The following is a 15,442-nucleotide window of genomic DNA, read 5'->3' on the forward strand; positions in this document are numbered from 1 at the left end:
GTGAATCACGAATATTAGCGAACAGTTGTACACTGAGCAAATGAGATTAACGGTGGTTGAACCAGTTAAGCCATCTCAACGGCCATGCCCGAGGGGTGGGCTCAGGCTGATTCATCTGACTGATGCGCTCCTGAATCGTACGCAGCAGGCATTCGCCTTCGCCGTCTTCCGTGTTCCAGACTTTTCCGGTCAGTAAGGGCAACGCTTCATCAGCCGTATCGATTGCCCAGATATGGAAACGACCGGCTTCGACCGCACTCACAACCTGCTGATTCAGACTCAGGTGGCGCACATTGCAGGCAGGAATAATCACACCTTGCTGACCCGTGAGCTCACGCTGATGGCAGATGTCGAAGAAGCCTTCAATTTTCTCATTCAGGCCACCGACCGGCTGGACGTTACCAAACTGATCGACCGAGCCCGTGACCGCAATTTGCTGATTTAGCGGTGTATCGGCAAGGGCACTGATCAGAGCACACAGTTCTGCCAGCGACGCGCTGTCGCCGTCAACTTCCGAATAGGATTGTTCAAACACCAGCGAAGCAGAAAAAGGCAGTTGCTGATCTAACTCCAGCTCCGCAATAAGATAGGCCTGCATAATCATCATGCCTTTAGCATGAATATTGCCGCCCAGCTCCGCTTTGCGTTCGACGTCGGTAAATTCTCCGTCGCCAGGATGAACCACGCAGGTGATACGGCAGGGATCGCCCCAGGCCCGCGGGTGACCGGGATATTCCACGACGGAAAGACCGTTGATCTGGCCCACCACTTCGCCTTCCGTTTCGACCAAAATCTGGCGCAGCAAAATCTCATCACGCATGCGTTCATTCAGATAATTTTCGCGCCACAGACGTGCTTCCAGCGCGTCACGCAAGGCTTCAGCGTTTAGTGTTTCACCCATCAACGCGGTCTCACGCAGCTGACGCAGCAGCCAACGTGGACAAAGGGGATAGGTTTCCTGATCGCCACTATAGCGAACGCCTTCTTTGATGAGCTCAGGCCAAAAGTCCTCATCTGGCGCAGCGATATCAGCCTGTGCGGCCAAATCTACTGTCCAGCGGCACCATGCCAGCACATCATCTTCATCCACAATTTGAAGGTTTTCTTCAAATTCAGTGTAAATCGCCATCTCATGCGCTTCGGCATCCAGCTCCTGAAAATCAGCGAGCGTATCGCGTTCGCCACAGAGCACCAGATTTAACTTCAGCGGAAGCGGCGGGACAGAGACAGGCAAAGGGCGGCGCTCATCCTGCGACAGCCATTCGAGGTAGCCTTGCTCAATGCTTCTTTTCAGCCGCAGCCAGAGCAGGGGCTGAGCGAGGAGCGCACGGAGTGAAAGCACCAGCGTTCCGCCATTGGCACGATGGATCAGACCAGGTTCCAGCTGAATACGATCTTTATGTACCCGGACACAGCCAAACAGCTGCTCCTGCTCAATCCAGTCGGCAAAATGCACACCACCCTGGCTGGTAAAAGGACGCTGACTGTCAGTGGGCGGCTGCAACGTGACGTTGTCGGCCAGGATATGATAATCCCCGCCCGCCAGGGACGAAGCGGTGCCCATTACGCGCTGTGCCGCACTGGCGATCAGCGAGAGATAATCGCGGTTTTCCTGGCTGCGAACCAGCAGCAAAGGAAAACCCTGACTCTGATGGTGCAAGTGGGCCAGCGCATTCAGCAATCGGGGCTGCACCGTTGCTAAAGCATCGGTTTCTTCATCAGCAATTCGGGAGAAAACGGATTGATATTGCGCGCTATCCGGCTGTAAGGTTTGCCACGTGAGTTGAGTGCTGGTCAAAATAATCGCATTTGTCTGTTTTGAGAAAAGCGAGATTATACAGGATTCACTGTGCTTAAGCACTGCGGAGTTCAATCAGAAGTTGTGACACTGACAGCATGTTTTTCGTTGCTGCATCCAGTAAAAAAGCTGTTATTCTTAGTTCGTTACGTGATCACGATGAGATTCCGATGAAATACCAGCAGCTCGAAAATCTTGAATGTGGATGGAAGTGGAAATACCTGGTGAAAAAACATCGGGAAGGTGAACTGATCACGCGTCACCTTGAACTCAGCGCGGCACAGGCGGCAGTCGATAAGCTGTTAACGATGGAGAATAATCCCGTCGACGTTAACGACTGGATTAGCCAACACATTCATCCCGAACTGGACAACCGGCTTAAACAAACGATCCGTGCGCGGCGAAAACGGCATTTCAATGCCGAGCATCAGCACACACGAAAAAAATCCATCGATCTGGAATATCTGGTCTGGCAGCGGCTGGCCGGCCTGGCGCAACGGCGCAACTGCACCCTGTCTGAAACGATTGTGCAGCTAATTGAAGATGCCGAACGCAAAGAAAAGTACGCCAGCCAGATGTCGACGCTGAAGCAGGATTTGCAGGCTATACTGGGCAAGTCGGATACTGACAACGGTTAGTTTACGGAGCAATATTCAGGCCTGCTCCGGATTAAAGGACAAAAAAAACCCCGCATGCGCGGGGTTTTTTATCACGTATAACTTAAGCCTGAGGCTGAGTTACCACGTCTTTGATACCTTTAACGTCGATTTCTACACGACGGTCTGGCGCCAGGCAGTCGATCAGGGCTTTACGGCCTTTCACGCTGTCACAGGTGTTGCCAGTCACTGGGTTAGATTCACCCATGCCGCGAGCAGAGATCTTGTTAGCAGGGATACCTTTAGATACCAGGTAATCTACTACAGACTGAGCACGTTTCTCAGACAGTTTCTGGTTGTACTGCTCTGAACCGATGCGATCGGTGAAGCCCAGAACAACGACTGAACCGTCTTTAGGATCCATTGAGCTCAGCTGGCTGTACAGCTGATCCAGAGCCTGCTGACCTTCTGGCTTCAGAGTTGACTTGTTGAAGGTGAACAGAACGTCTGATTTCAGAGTAAAGCGCTTAGTCTGAACAACTGGCGCTGGTGCTGGTGCTGGAGCCGGAGCTGGCGCAGCAACATCATCCTGACCGAAACGGTAAGAAACACCCAGGCTCAGCATGCCGTTGTCTGGACGAGCACCAACGGTCTGTGCGTCACCGATGTTGTTCACCCACTGGTAATCCAGACGGGTTGCCCAGTTTTTGGTCAGAGCATACTCAACACCAACCGCTGCCAGTGGAGAAACACCGGTGTCGTGGTCGCTGATGCGGTTGCCGCCAACTACTTGCTGGGTAGAATCTGCACGCCATACCATACCACCCAGGCGGGTATAAACGTCGAGATCGTCAGCGATTGGGTAGCTCAGTTTAGCAGCCAGTTGGATGCCCTGTGCTTTGAAAGCGCCGTTAACCTGGTTGCCTTTGTTAGGCATACGGCCTAACCAGTCATAACCCAGCTCGAAACCCAGGTATGGGTTAGCCTGGTAACCGGCGAATGCGCCAGCACCCAGTTGGCTTTCGTGAGTTGGGCCGTCGTTATTTTGGTAACCGTGACCGTAGTAGCCAGTGTCGTGATACTGAGACCAGCCCAGTTTAGCACCGGTGTACCAGGTGTTATCTTTAGGGGCGGCCTGCGCTACGGTAGCGAAGCCAGCCAGTGCCACTGCAATTGCGATAGCTGTCTTTTTCATTTTGCGCCTCGTTATCATCCAAATAGGCAATGAGCATAAAGGTTGCTCTTGGTTTAATCCTTCGCCGGGTCAAAACGCTCGCTTATGACTCTACCGCAAAAAACGGAGGTTATTGAGCACCCTGGCGAGATAAAGTCTACAACGAGATTGGAAACTTACAAGTGTGATGTGAGGCACTTATGTAAAAAAACAGTGTTTTATACATAAATTCTAACAATTTAGGGTGAACTTCTGTGATGGGGGTAACCCGCAAAATGGGGGCTAAGCCATTGTCATTACTGGCAGGAGCAGAATCAGTGTCTTAGCCCAACGCGAGAGAAAAAATTTCTTGAGATAAATCTCATTTTTTACTTAATGAAACAAATCAGACTGAATTTTTAGCCGACTTTCTGGTCTGACTGGCGTTTTAGAGGACTCACCCGAGCGCAGGATGAGTCCTAACGCTTCACCTTCAGCCGCAGCGAGCTCTAGTTCCCGACGCTCATCTTCATCCAGATCGTAGGGAATCCAGGCTAAAACGACACTGTAATTTCCCGTACGCAGGGCCTTAATCATGGCCTCGACGGCGTTGTAACGTTCAGCGTCGGCGATATGCATACTTTTCTCCAGGGGCAAGCCTGCTTCCTGCATCCAGACCCGACTCAACTTATGCGCAGGTGTTAACCAAAGCTGCCAGCGGGATTGCTGGCTCAGTTGCTGAAGCAACGGTAACAGCAGCATCTGCATCATTCCCGGTTTTTCGCTATAGCGCAATTCAGTAATCCAGCCGCTCTGAGAAGCGGGGTCAGAAGGCGAAGCGTAACGGTGAGTCGGGCATACATTACGGGGATGTTGGGTGCGCATAAATTAATCACTCAGCAGTTGACTGTATGGATATACAGTAATGACATCCTGGATAAAGATCAACCTGAATTTCTGAAAATGCCTCGCAAAATTCGCATAATGTTGACGCCAAAGTGATTTATTCATTGAACCTGCAACTGAATTTTCTTATCTTCTAACCGACTGAATAGTAACGTTTTTAACAGGTTTTTGTTACAAGGAGGTGATGATATGAAGAAAGAACAGCGGGTCGTTTTGCGATCAAAACAACAACTGGCATCTTTAGGTAATGTCGAATCCCGTACTCAGTTTGGCGGTTACGCCTTAGCTGTTGAGCGCGTCGTGTTTGCCTTGATAAAAGACGATCAGCTTTATCTGCGCGCCAGCGAAGCCCTGCGGGAATATGTGGCTAAACGCCCCTTGGAGCCGCTTATTTTTCGCAAACGCGGTATGCCGGTCAGCCTGAATTATTTCAGGGTCGATGAAAATTTATGGTGTGACCCGGAGCATCTGGTTGCGCTCTCAGCGGCCTCACTACAGACCGCCCGTCGGGAACAGGATGACCGACAAGACCGGTTGCGTTTAAAAGATCTGCCTAATGTCAGCTTACGGCTGGAAATGATGTTGCATGAGATAGGCATTTGCAGCGTTAAACACCTGCACGAGGTCGGAGCCAGGGCGTGCTGGTTAAAACTAAAACGTTATAACCAGCATCTCGGTTTCAAAACCTTGCTGGCGCTTCAGGGTGCTATTTCGGGTCATCATGAAGCCGCTCTCCCGCCAACGGTTAAAGCGGAGCTGGGTGAATGGTACCAGGCTGCGCTCAAAACAGTGGAAGAGGCGAAGAAAGGGCCTTAGTGAGAACCTAAAGCACGCCGCAGGCGAGCGATTTCCGGCAGCAAGGCAACCAGTAACCCAAGTTGCTGCAGTACCAGTGGCGTAGGCGAATCAGACCCGGCGGTAAACCGGGTAAGGCGTTGTTCCAGTTCCCGACGCATTTCCTCAGCCCGGCTGTCACTGACGATGTCGGTTTGCAGCACATCTTCGACATAGCACACCGTGTCGTCGAGAAGCGCCAGCAGCGCTGGATCAGTGACTTTATCGCGGTGCGCCCCCAGCGCGGAGATATAGCTGAGCAACGAGTGGTTCAGGCAAAGTAGCTGAAAGGCCGATTCCCGCAGCTTAGGGTTGGTACGGGTTTCACTGCTCATGTTCGACACGACGGAGGCCAGTTCCGCGTCAGCATTGTGTGCATCGCGGCGGGCAATACGGTAAGCGAGGCGATTATCTTTGCCCTGATGGTATTGTTCCATAATGGCATCCAGATAACGGCAATTGGCATTGAGTGTGCGCGTCGCCACCGCCGGAAGCTGGCGAAAACGCCAGTCTGGCCAGATAAAGGTGACGGCCAGCCAGGCCAGCGCACAGCCCAGTAACGTGTCCACTACCCGGGGCAGGGCCACCTCAAAGCCTTCGCCTAACAAATTAAAACAGAACAACACCAGCAGAGTAATGAACAAGGTTGCATGAGCATACTGCACCTGACGAAACGCAAAGAACATGATGCCCGTGACCACAATCAAGACCAGTTGGCCTTCAATGGAAGGGACCAGCCAGAGCAGGGGCAGTCCAAGCGCAATGCCCGCGAGCGTGCCGCCAATGCGTAGCGCCAGTCGGCGTTGGGTTGCGCTATAGTTAGGCTGGCAAACAAACAGACTGGTCAGCAGGATCCAGTAGCCGCGCTCCAGCCCGGTAATCTGGATAAATCCGTATCCCACACACATCACAATCGACATGCGTACGGCGTGGCGAAACAGGGCAGAGGCCGGACTCAGGTGAAGGCTGAGGCGCAGTTTAATATCACTCCAGCCACTCAGTTCTTCGCGTGACAGCAGGTTGTCGCTGTGCTGCGGATCAACTGCCTGCGCCTGCTCGGTTTCGATTGAGGCCAGTTGTGCATCGATGGCCTGCAGGTTGCGAAGCAGCCAAAGCAGTGCACCGGTATGGGCGGCATCCGGCTCGCTCTGTGCCAGCCGGTGAATCGCATTTTCCAGACGTTCAAAAACACGCTCAAAGCGGCCATCATGTTCCCAGCGTTCGCGCAGCAGAATCGCCCGGGCAAGCTGGCGACAGGCCTGTGCCTGCATATTCAGTAAACGCTGAAAGCGAAACAGGATCTCGTTGTAACGCCAGTCGCCACGCAGAAGATGGTACTGCAGATGCGAAGAGCTGGCGCGTTCATGGATATCCTGAGCCACGAAGTAATAGTGCAGGCTGCGTCGGGTACCGCGTGAGCCTCTGTCACCTCGTAAACGGCTTTGCAAGGTGGTCTTGGTCAGATTGAGCTGTGCAACAAGCTGGCTGTTTACCATCGCGGCTTTAACAAATGCAGCATCATCCTGTTCACCCGCGTCAGGATCAAAAAGATTGGCTTTGGCATCCAGATAGTGGGCCAGCTGTGAAAAACTGGCTGCCAGTTGTTCCTGCACCGGACGAACCGGAAACATTAAATGGCCCAGCAGCGTCAGCAGGTTATACCACAGTGCCCCAACCAACAGCAGCATGGGCTGCATATACCATTGTGAGAACAACCCAATGCCCAGCATGGTGTAAACGGCAATCAGTAAGGCGCCAAATGCAATGGTGGCATAGCGCTGTCCCAGCGCGCCTAACAGAATGAATCCCCATGTTGAACCTGCCAGGCCGATAATAAATACCAACGGATGCGGGAACAGCAGCTCTACTGAAACCGAAGCGATGCAAAAACAAAGTAAGGTAATCAGCAGGTTTTTAAGCCGCCCGGCCAGCCTGTCATCCAGATCGGCCAGCGCGGCGGCAACCACGCCGAGGGTTAACGGAATTGTCCACTCAATTTGCTGCAGTATCCAGGGCACAGCCGCACATCCTGATAAGGCAAACAGAATGCGCAGCAGATAACGCCAAGTGCTGTTAAAAAGATACTTTCGCCACCCGGACAGCATACTAATAGCGGCGGCGGGCATTGGCATCACGCGCGGCACGCGCTTCTTCCACAGAGACGACCCGACGTCCTACCGGCCAGAGTGCAATGGTGGCAATCTTGAAATTGGCGAGGCCCACCGGAATACCAATAATGCTGATGCACTGCACGATGCCGACAGAAATGTGCGACAGGCATAACCACCAACCGAAAAAGATAAACCAGAAAATGTTCAGAAACGTGCCGCCGGTGTTCATGATAGAGCTTTTATTCTCCGGGCGCAGAACGTCAACATGGACCGCTTCATTGCCAAACGGCAGAAATGACAGCTTAGTGATCTCCCAGCAGGAGCGCGTTAAGGGCAGGGTAAAGATCAGGACGATACTGATGAGCGTGGCGAATAACCAACTCAGCGTGGTGAAAAATCCACCCAGGACAAAATTAAGAATATTTAAAACAGTACGCATAACAGGCTTTTCCTTTTGCACTCCGCAATCTGTGCCGCCAAGTTTAGCGTGTTTTAAGGCTGGAGCGTCAAGAGTCTGACAGGTAAACTCCGATTACTCTCTATCTCGGTCGTTGGTGTCGGCGTGGAACTTAAAGCAACATCCATGGGCAAACGGCTTGCCCAGCATCCTTATCATCGTGTTCGCCTGTTATCCGCGGGCGTTGAGGTCAGCGGCGACAAACACGAATATTTGATCCCCTTCAATCAGTTGTCCGACATCACCTGTAAACGGGGAATGGTGTGGGGTGAACTGGAATTCTTACTGGCGGACAACAAGGTTGTGCGTTTGCACGGTACGGAATGGCAGGAGACGCAGCGTTTTTTCCACTACCTCATGCAGTCGTGGCAAAGCTGGAGTCAGGAAATGAGTGAAGTATGCGCCGCGGTTTTACAGGCGCTGCGCGACGACATTCAGGGATTCAGCGAACAGGAGCGTTGGCTGAAGCGCAGCGAACTTCAGGCGATCAAAGATAAGATCCGCAAACAGTTTGACGCGTTACCTTTGCCGCTTTCCCGCATTGAGCAGTTTGATTCCTGCCGTGAAAACTGGGCATTTTGCCAATACTGGCTGCAGCAGGGCGAGACGGCGATGACGCAGCGCAATCGTGACTGGACGGCGGCCATGTTGACCCGCTACCGGGATTTTTTCGCCACGGTGGAATCCACCCCGCTGAACGAGTCACAGGCAGAAGCGGTGGTTAACGGCGAAGACGCTGTGCTGGTGCTGGCGGGCGCTGGCAGCGGCAAAACGTCAGTATTAGTGGCCCGCGCGGGGTGGCTGTTACAGCGCAGACTGGCCGCTGCCGATCAGATTTTGTTGCTGGCATTTGGTCGTCATGCGGCGGAAGAGATGAATGACCGTATTCAACGCCGCTTAGGGGCCGGGGATATCCAGGCGCGTACGTTTCATGCGCTGGCCCTGCATATCATTCGGGAAGGAAGTCATAAACAGCCGGTCATCAGTAAACTCGAAAGCGATCCCGACGCGCGTCGGACATGGCTGATCGACCACTGGCGTCAGCAGTGTAATGAAAAAAAAGCTCAGGCGAATGGCTGGCGGCAATGGTTGCGTGATGAACTGGAGTGGGAGGTCAGCGAAGGCCCTTTCTGGCAGGATGATCGTTTAGCACAGCGCCTGGCGTCTCGTCTTGAACGCTGGCTTGGCCTGATGCGGATGCATGGCGGCGCACAGGCCGCCATGATTGAGGATGTACCTGACGCGCTGCGCGACGTATTCAGTAAGCGGATTAAATTGATGGCACCCCTTCTGAAGGCCTGGAAAAGTGCGCTTAAGGACGAGTGCGCAGTCGACTTCTCCGGGCTGATTCATCAGGCCATCGCGATCCTCGAAAAGGGCCGCTTTGTCAGCCCCTGGAAGCATATTCTGGTTGACGAATTTCAGGATATCTCGCCACAACGCGCGGCTTTACTCAGCGCGCTGCGTCAGCAAAACACACGCACGACATTGTTTGCGGTGGGCGATGACTGGCAGGCAATTTACCGGTTCAGCGGCGCAGAGATGAGTCTGACAACGGCATTCCATCACTATTTTGGTGAGGGCGATCGTTGTGTGCTGGATACGACCTATCGTTTCAATGATCGTATTGGTGAAGTGGCGAATCGGTTTATCCAGCAAAATCCGCATCAACTGCGTAAGCCCTTAAACAGTCTGACGAAAGGGAATAAAAAGTCGATTGCTTTGCTCCCGCACGATCAGCTTGAGGCACTTCTTAACAAGCTAAGCGGTTATGTTAAAGCGGATGAGCGCGTACTGCTGTTGGCCCGCTATCACTATTTGCGTCCTGAACTGCTGGATAAGGCAAAAACCCGCTGGCCAAAAATGCGTATCGATTTTATGACCATTCATGCCAGTAAAGGTCAGCAGGCCGATTACGTCATTGTGCTGGGTCTGCAGCAAGGCAAAGAAGGGTTTCCCGCGCCGCAGCGTGAGTCCATTATGGAGCAGGGGCTGCTGCCGCAGCCCGAAGACTTCCCTGATGCAGAAGAGCGCCGGCTGGCGTATGTTGCCCTGACGCGCGCGCGGCAACAGGTCTGGTTGCTGTTCGATAAACAGCAACCCTCAGTCTTTGTCGATGCGTTCCGGGCACTGGATGTACCCGTATTACGTAAAGCCTGAATCAGTTCAGGCGTTCGGCAAGGTAGCGCGCGTAATCCGGGATTCGTACGTCCACTGTCTGCGAAAAAAGCGGTGACTGAATAATAAAATCGGCCGTTGCCCGATTGGTGGCGACCGGAATATTCCACACTGTCGCCAGACGAAGCAGGGCCTTAACGTCAGGATCGTGGGGCACGGCATTAAGCGGATCCCAGAAAAACATCAGCGCATCTATTTTGCCTTCGGCAATGAGCGCATCGACCTGTTGATCGCCGCCCATTGGGCCACTGAGCATCGCGTTCACGTTCAGACCGGTGTGACGGTTGATGAGATTACCGGTCGTCCCGGTTGCGTAAAGAATATGGGGTTCAAGTGCGGATTGGTTACGTGTAACCCAGTCCAGCAGAGAAGCTTTGCAATGGTCATGGGCGACCAGCGCAATATGTTTTTGTTGACCAAGCGTTCGTACGGTGTAGTCCATAACAGCATCCTGATGCCAGTGAGCCCAACAGCCCGTTGCCGCAGTTTACCTTGTACGCTTTCTGTCTATCAACTTGCCCGCAGCATTTTGACCAGATTGATAAATTGCTGGCGGGTTGCTTCATCAAAACGTTCAAACCAGCGCTGAATTGTAGGCGTTGTGCTCTGAACGGACCAGGCGAGGTCCGCCGTCAGTTGGGCGGAAGGAGAGGGCGCGGTAAGATTCGCGAATTGCGGCACAGAGGCCGCCAGGCCCATGCGATTATACTTAACCATGGCTTTTTCGATGTCCACGCCCGGGCTGGTGGGCAGCCGATCGCGCACGCTGAATATTTCTTTGCCCTTCTCGTCCACCAGCCTGAAGGCCAGCGTTCGGTCGAAGTTATGTCGCTCGCGCGCACTGGTCAGCGGTGGCAGGCGAATCGTGATGGTTTTTGCCGCCGCAGTGAATGCCACGATCATGGGCACGGACTGGTAGCCCGGTAGCGCCGTCTTACGCGGATCTGCCGGTTGTTCTACCCGAAATAAAAATTGATGTTGACCCCGTTCAAGCTCCAGGCTGTCGGCCCCTTTCAAGAGAGAGCCTGATATCTTACGCCCGTCCAGTACCATTAGCGTAATCTGCGGATCAAGTTTTAACGTAATTGCAGAACAGGACGCCGAAACGAGGAGGGCAATAAACCCCGTTACAGCCATTGACAGCTTCATTTCGACTCCGGTCAAAAGTGGGTGGATGTAGCAATTTTTTACATTATGGCATTAAGTTTACAATTATACATATATATTCGAGCGAAGCGGCACAATATGTCTTTACGCCAGGGGCGAACTCTGTAACGCCTCATCTACACTAAAGATTAAAGTGAAAGGAGATGGACATGAATGATCAGACTATTCGTGATGTACTGACCCGGACAAAACGCATCGCGTTGGTGGGGGCGAGTGATCGTCCGGAACGCCCCAGTTATGGCGTAATGAAGTATCTGCTTGATCAAGGCTATGAGGTTATTCCGGTGAGTCCGAAGCTGGCAGGCAAAACCCTGTTAGGGCAGACAGCCTATGGATCGCTGGCAGAGGTGCCGGGAAAAATCGATATGGTGGATGTGTTCCGTAATTCAGAGGCGGCATGGGAAGTGGCTCAGGAAGCCATCGCTGCCGGAGCCGATTCGCTCTGGTTACAAATTGGGGTAATCAATGAGCAGGCCGCCGTGCTGGCCCAGGATGCGGGAATGACGGTGATTATGGATCGTTGCCCCAAAATCGAGATCCCGAGACTGGGGCTGGGACACTAATATCAGGCGCGGCAACACCGTTGCCGCCCGCTGTTAATGGCGCAGATGAGGAGCCTGAAGCTGTTTACGTACCGAGGCGGCCAGTTCATCCATTGAGGGCTGTTCAGGATGTTCCGGGCTGGTTTCACCGGCCAGCTGAATTTCGGCCACATAGGTATGAACCTGACTGCCTTGTTCATCTTCCATCACCACATGATACCAGGGCGCACTGCGCATGGTATCGGCGGCACCAATTTCATCCAGGTGCGGCTCATCTAACGCGTATTCAGGATCGACATCGACAATGACACCCAGCACGCCGGAGAGGCGATGACGAACCTGCTGACCAATACCAAATTTACTGGCAATCATGATGACCTCCGAAAAAAACTGTCCTGCCTGTTATATGGGGGCAGGGACAGTCATTTCAAGTCACATGACGCGGCAGGCGAAGCCTTTCAGGTAAAGTCCTTCAGGATAGGTTGCAATCACGGGATGATCGGCCGCCTGGCGGAACTGTTCAACAAACTGCACGTCACGGCCGGCATCCAGTGCGGCATCTGCGATGATTTTCTGGAAAAGGTCGGTAGCCATTAAGCCCGAACAGGAGAAGGTCATCAATATTCCGCCGGGATTCAGTAACTGAATGGCCAGCATGTTAATGTCTTTATAGCCACGGCAGGCTCCCATGAGCTGGCTTTTATTCTCCACGAACTTAGGCGGATCCATAATGATGAGATCAAATTTTTCACCCTCATCACGGTAGCGGCGCAGCAGTTTAAAGACATCATCGCGCTGAAATTTAGCACGCGCGAGATCCAGCTTATTCAGCTCAACGTTTTGTCGTGCAACATCCAGCGCGTCCTGAGACGTATCTACGCTGATAACTTCCTGACAACCGCCGATTAGCGCTGATACGGCAAAGCCACCGGTGTAGGAGAAACAGTTAAGCACGCGAGCATCTTTGGCATAGCGCCGTGTGGCATAACGGCTGTCGCGCTGGTCAAGGTAATAGCCTGTTTTATGCCCACCCTGAATATCCACCAGCAGTTTCATATCGTGTTCGGTGATCGGCAAGAGTGCGGGAGGATACTCACCGGTAACGGTGCCCTGCGCCAGTTCCAGCCCTTCTTTTTTACGGACAGCGACATCAGATCGATCGTAGATCGCACAATCCGGAAAGCACTGCTGCAGCGCTGAAATGATAGCCGGGCGTTGGTATTCTGCGCCGGCGGATAATAACTGCAGCACCAGAAAGCGTCCGAAACGGTCAATAGTCACGCCAGGCAGACCATCCGACTCGCCAGCGATCAGGCGATAGCTGTCCAGCCCATCGCGCTCAGCCAGCCATTCACGCCAGACCAGCGCGTGCTGAAAACGCCGCACGAAAAAGGCGATATCGATGGATTCGTCCTGCTGCCAGCTCCAGACGCGGGCGCGAATCTGTGACTGCGGTGAATAGGCGGCGCGAGCCAGCCATTTGCCATTACTGTCACAGACATCAATGGTTTCACCTTGTTGCGCTTTGCCTTCCAGACGAGCAACGGCCCCAGAGAAAACCCAGGGATGGCGACGGAGCAGGGACTTTTCACGTCCCTTCGCGAGAATCAATCGAACGGTCATATTTGCTATGCTTACCTGAAAAAATGAGGCGCTATTGTCCAGTGGATAATGGCAAATTGCAACGAAAGGCAGGAGAAGGCCATGGCGAAGGTCTGTTACAAAGCCTGGGTACAGGGCACGGTGCAGGGCGTGGGTTTCCGTTACAGCACCCAGGCGAAAGCAAATAAACTTAACGTGCAGGGTTACGCACGGAACCTTGAAGATGGTCGTGTGGAAGTCCTGGCCTGCGGCGATACCGAACAGGTCAATGCATTACTCGACTGGTTAAAAGCGGGCGGGCCGCGCACAGCCCGTGTAGAAAAGGTCCTGGTGGAGCCGCATCATGCCGCTGACATGCCGCACGGCTTCACCACGGGTTGATTACAGGCATTTTGCCGGTTTTGGCAGACCGGCAATTTTGGTTGCCTGCTTAGCAGGGCCCTCGGGGAAAAGGCGAAACAGGTAACGGCTGTTTCCTTTTTCTTCGCCATACTTTTTTGCCATCGCCTTCACCAGCATTCTTACGGCGGGGGAAGTATTAAATTCCAGATAAAAGTCGCGTACGAAGCGCACGACTTCCCAATGGGCATCTGTCATGGTGATGGCTTCTTCTGCCGCAATCTGGAGCGCCAAGCCTTCGCTCCAGTCCTGATGGTTTTTCAGATAACCTTCGGCATCGACAGCAATTTCGTCACCGTTGTAATTCATAGTGCATCCTCAGATTCGTTCGGGCTGCAGTTTACCAAACTGGCCTCACAGAAAAAGCAAAAACCCCGCCTGAGCGGGGTTTTCAGTTTACATGCAGTGCGTTAGTTACTGCGTGAGAAACCTAAAATGCTTAACAGGCTCACGAAGATGTTATAGAGGGAAACATACAGGCTGACCGTTGCACGAATATAGTTGGTTTCGCCGCCATGAATGATGTTGCTGGTTTCCCACAAAATAGCCCCCGCCGAGAACAGAATGAACAGGGCGCTAATCGCCAGTTGCAGCGCTGGCAAGTGCAGGAACAGGTTCGCCACAACGGCGACCAGTAACACGACAAAGCCCGCCATCATCATGCCGCCAAGGAAGGACATATCCCGTCCTGTCGTCAGCACATAGGCAGAGCAGCAGAAAAACACCAGTGCCGTTCCGCCGAGCGCCAGGGCGATCACGTCACCCATCCCTGCGGCCAGATAGGTGCTCAGGATAGGACCCAGACAGTAGCCCAGGAAGCCCGTAAATGCGAAAGCAGCTAAAATTCCCGTCGGGCTGTCAGCCAGACGGTAGGTCAGGAACATCAGACCATAGAAGCCCACCAGCATCAGGATCAAACCCGGGGCGGGCAGGGCCAGCAGTGTACTCGCTGTTGCGGTCAGCGCGGAAAAGGCGAGGGTCAGGCCCAGCAGAAAATAGGTGTTACGCAGGACCTTGTGCGTACTCAGTAATGACTGTCGCGATGATGATGAAACTATTCTGTCCATGTTGCGCTCCTGTAAGGCAGAACACCAAATATGCGTTGAGAATACGCAGCGCGATAAAGCGGGAAAAGAGGTTTTACCCTTCTTTACGCGAAAAAAACGCTAATTCTTTGAGCACACTGGCGATTTTGACAACGAATAACGCTTTTTTGACTGTTTTTCAGGCGAACGGATTATCACAGGCTTTACATCTCCATAGGGGATGTTTATAGTGCGCGTCATTGCGGAGGGGTGGCCGAGCGGCTTAAGGCAGCGGTCTTGAAAACCGCCGATGGGAAACCATCCGAGAGTTCGAATCTCTCCTCCTCCGCCACTTCATCTCTTAAAGAGTGAAGTGGCAAGACAGCGTTATCGCATCTTGCCTTTGCAGTAGTATGACAACCCGGAGGGATGGCCGAGCGGCTTAAGGCAGCGGTCTTGAAAACCGCCGATGGGAAACCATCCGAGAGTTCGAATCTCTCTTCCTCCGCCACATTCACAGGCCAGCACAGCGTGCTGGCCTGTTTCGTTTTACGTGCCTGACACATTTCTTCATTATTATCCCTTCCTTTTCAGTAAACTGGACTGTTTTTACCCGCGTCCGGTATCTCTGCTATAGTCCAGTAATTGTTTTTACTGTCACCTGGCGCTTTTCA

General features: G+C 53.0%; 16 protein-coding genes and 2 tRNA genes. 7 read left to right on the forward strand and 11 right to left on the reverse strand.

Annotation, left to right across the window (positions count from 1 at the left end; all coding sequences use genetic code 11):
- Positions 1-46: 46 nt before the first annotated feature.
- Complete coding sequence (locus C1N64_RS09735; protein ID WP_039341249.1) at positions 47-1,873, reverse strand: AAA family ATPase; 1,827 nt, start codon at positions 1,871-1,873, stop codon at positions 47-49.
- 95 nt (positions 1,874-1,968) lie between these two features.
- Between C1N64_RS09735 and matP the strand changes: the two genes are divergently transcribed.
- The gene (gene matP / locus C1N64_RS09740; protein WP_152998377.1) at positions 1,969-2,436 is read left to right on the forward strand and encodes a macrodomain Ter protein MatP; all 468 of its coding nucleotides are present in this window, start codon (positions 1,969-1,971) and stop codon (positions 2,434-2,436) included.
- An 82-nt stretch (positions 2,437-2,518) separates the two neighbouring features.
- Here the strand turns inward: matP and ompA are convergent, their stop codons facing one another.
- The gene (gene ompA / locus C1N64_RS09745; protein ID WP_033737609.1) at positions 2,519-3,589 is read right to left on the reverse strand and encodes a porin OmpA; all 1,071 of its coding nucleotides are present in this window, start codon (positions 3,587-3,589) and stop codon (positions 2,519-2,521) included.
- Between the two features lie 351 nt (positions 3,590-3,940).
- Positions 3,941-4,432 (reverse strand): SOS-induced cell division inhibitor SulA, encoded by a 492-nt coding sequence (gene sulA, locus C1N64_RS09750; protein ID WP_039341244.1) that lies wholly within the window; start codon positions 4,430-4,432, stop codon positions 3,941-3,943.
- A 210-nt stretch (positions 4,433-4,642) separates the two neighbouring features.
- On the opposite strand from sulA, the gene C1N64_RS09755 reads away from it, so the two are divergent.
- Entirely contained in the window at positions 4,643-5,269 is a 627-nt protein-coding gene (locus tag C1N64_RS09755) for a TfoX/Sxy family DNA transformation protein (RefSeq protein ID WP_394515455.1), read from the forward strand.
- On the opposite strand, the gene yccS is transcribed toward C1N64_RS09755, so the two are convergent.
- Together yccS and C1N64_RS09765 are read right to left on the reverse strand one after the other, a co-directional pair.
- Positions 5,266-7,413, reverse strand: a complete 2,148-nt coding sequence (yccS, locus tag C1N64_RS09760) for a YccS family putative transporter (protein WP_394515505.1) — start codon at positions 7,411-7,413, stop codon at positions 5,266-5,268. The genes C1N64_RS09755 and yccS overlap by 4 nt on opposite strands.
- Positions 7,394-7,837, reverse strand: a complete 444-nt coding sequence (locus tag C1N64_RS09765; RefSeq protein WP_394515456.1) for a YccF domain-containing protein — start codon at positions 7,835-7,837, stop codon at positions 7,394-7,396. Before C1N64_RS09765 ends, yccS begins: the two co-directional genes overlap by 20 nt.
- A gap of 123 nt (positions 7,838-7,960) precedes the next feature.
- Between C1N64_RS09765 and helD the strand changes: the two genes are divergently transcribed.
- Entirely contained in the window at positions 7,961-10,015 is a 2,055-nt protein-coding gene (gene helD, locus C1N64_RS09770) for a DNA helicase IV (protein ID WP_394515457.1), read from the forward strand.
- Position 10,016: 1 nt separating this feature from the next.
- On the opposite strand, the gene mgsA is transcribed toward helD, so the two are convergent.
- Both mgsA and C1N64_RS09780 read right to left on the reverse strand, forming a co-directional pair.
- Positions 10,017-10,475: a methylglyoxal synthase gene (gene mgsA / locus C1N64_RS09775; protein ID WP_394515458.1), complete on the reverse strand. Its 459-nt coding sequence runs from the start codon at positions 10,473-10,475 to the stop codon at positions 10,017-10,019.
- A gap of 68 nt (positions 10,476-10,543) precedes the next feature.
- On the reverse strand, positions 10,544-11,182 hold the full coding sequence (locus C1N64_RS09780) for a YccT family protein (protein ID WP_033737603.1): 639 nt from the start codon (positions 11,180-11,182) through the stop codon (positions 10,544-10,546).
- Positions 11,183-11,349: 167 nt separating this feature from the next.
- Here C1N64_RS09780 and C1N64_RS09785 point away from each other — a divergent pair, with 167 nt between their 5' ends.
- Positions 11,350-11,763 (forward strand): CoA-binding protein, encoded by a 414-nt coding sequence (locus C1N64_RS09785; protein WP_033737602.1) that lies wholly within the window; start codon positions 11,350-11,352, stop codon positions 11,761-11,763.
- 33 nt (positions 11,764-11,796) lie between these two features.
- Here C1N64_RS09785 and hspQ read toward each other — a convergent pair whose 3' ends face one another.
- On the reverse strand, positions 11,797-12,114 hold the full coding sequence (hspQ, locus tag C1N64_RS09790) for a heat shock protein HspQ (protein ID WP_006118675.1): 318 nt from the start codon (positions 12,112-12,114) through the stop codon (positions 11,797-11,799).
- Between the two features lie 60 nt (positions 12,115-12,174).
- A complete protein-coding gene (gene rlmI, locus C1N64_RS09795) occupies positions 12,175-13,365 on the reverse strand; it encodes a 23S rRNA (cytosine(1962)-C(5))-methyltransferase RlmI (protein ID WP_033737601.1) in 1,191 nt (396 codons plus the stop codon).
- 81 nt (positions 13,366-13,446) lie between these two features.
- Between rlmI and yccX the strand changes: the two genes are divergently transcribed.
- On the forward strand, positions 13,447-13,725 hold the full coding sequence (gene yccX / locus C1N64_RS09800) for an acylphosphatase (RefSeq protein WP_054634208.1): 279 nt from the start codon (positions 13,447-13,449) through the stop codon (positions 13,723-13,725).
- On the opposite strand, the gene tusE is transcribed toward yccX, so the two are convergent.
- Together tusE and yccA are read right to left on the reverse strand one after the other, a co-directional pair.
- Positions 13,726-14,052: a sulfurtransferase TusE gene (gene tusE, locus C1N64_RS09805; RefSeq protein ID WP_006118678.1), complete on the reverse strand. Its 327-nt coding sequence runs from the start codon at positions 14,050-14,052 to the stop codon at positions 13,726-13,728.
- Between the two features lie 101 nt (positions 14,053-14,153).
- The gene (gene yccA / locus C1N64_RS09810) at positions 14,154-14,810 is read right to left on the reverse strand and encodes an FtsH protease modulator YccA (protein ID WP_006118679.1); all 657 of its coding nucleotides are present in this window, start codon (positions 14,808-14,810) and stop codon (positions 14,154-14,156) included.
- Positions 14,811-15,032: 222 nt separating this feature from the next.
- On the opposite strand from yccA, the gene C1N64_RS09815 reads away from it, so the two are divergent.
- Positions 15,033-15,120 (forward strand) — tRNA-Ser (locus C1N64_RS09815).
- A 71-nt stretch (positions 15,121-15,191) separates the two neighbouring features.
- Positions 15,192-15,279, forward strand: a tRNA-Ser gene (locus C1N64_RS09820).
- Positions 15,280-15,442 lie beyond the last annotated feature (163 nt).

It is taken from the genome of Pantoea sp. SGAir0215, assembly GCF_043543215.1.

Coding starts and splice junctions, on each gene's coding strand:
- matP (WP_152998377.1), top strand. CDS start 1,969: ATGAAATACCAGCAGCTCGAAAATCTTGAATGTGGATGGAAGTGGAAA.
- ompA (WP_033737609.1), bottom strand. CDS start 3,589: ATGAAAAAGACAGCTATCGCAATTGCAGTGGCACTGGCTGGCTTCGCT.
- sulA (WP_039341244.1), bottom strand. CDS start 4,432: ATGCGCACCCAACATCCCCGTAATGTATGCCCGACTCACCGTTACGCT.
- C1N64_RS09755 (WP_394515455.1), top strand. CDS start 4,643: ATGAAGAAAGAACAGCGGGTCGTTTTGCGATCAAAACAACAACTGGCA.
- yccS (WP_394515505.1), bottom strand. CDS start 7,413: ATGCCCGCCGCCGCTATTAGTATGCTGTCCGGGTGGCGAAAGTATCTT.
- C1N64_RS09765 (WP_394515456.1), bottom strand. CDS start 7,837: ATGCGTACTGTTTTAAATATTCTTAATTTTGTCCTGGGTGGATTTTTC.
- mgsA (WP_394515458.1), bottom strand. CDS start 10,475: ATGGACTACACCGTACGAACGCTTGGTCAACAAAAACATATTGCGCTG.
- C1N64_RS09780 (WP_033737603.1), bottom strand. CDS start 11,182: ATGAAGCTGTCAATGGCTGTAACGGGGTTTATTGCCCTCCTCGTTTCG.
- C1N64_RS09785 (WP_033737602.1), top strand. CDS start 11,350: ATGAATGATCAGACTATTCGTGATGTACTGACCCGGACAAAACGCATC.
- hspQ (WP_006118675.1), bottom strand. CDS start 12,114: ATGATTGCCAGTAAATTTGGTATTGGTCAGCAGGTTCGTCATCGCCTC.
- rlmI (WP_033737601.1), bottom strand. CDS start 13,365: ATGACCGTTCGATTGATTCTCGCGAAGGGACGTGAAAAGTCCCTGCTC.
- yccX (WP_054634208.1), top strand. CDS start 13,447: ATGGCGAAGGTCTGTTACAAAGCCTGGGTACAGGGCACGGTGCAGGGC.
- tusE (WP_006118678.1), bottom strand. CDS start 14,052: ATGAATTACAACGGTGACGAAATTGCTGTCGATGCCGAAGGTTATCTG.
- yccA (WP_006118679.1), bottom strand. CDS start 14,810: ATGGACAGAATAGTTTCATCATCATCGCGACAGTCATTACTGAGTACG.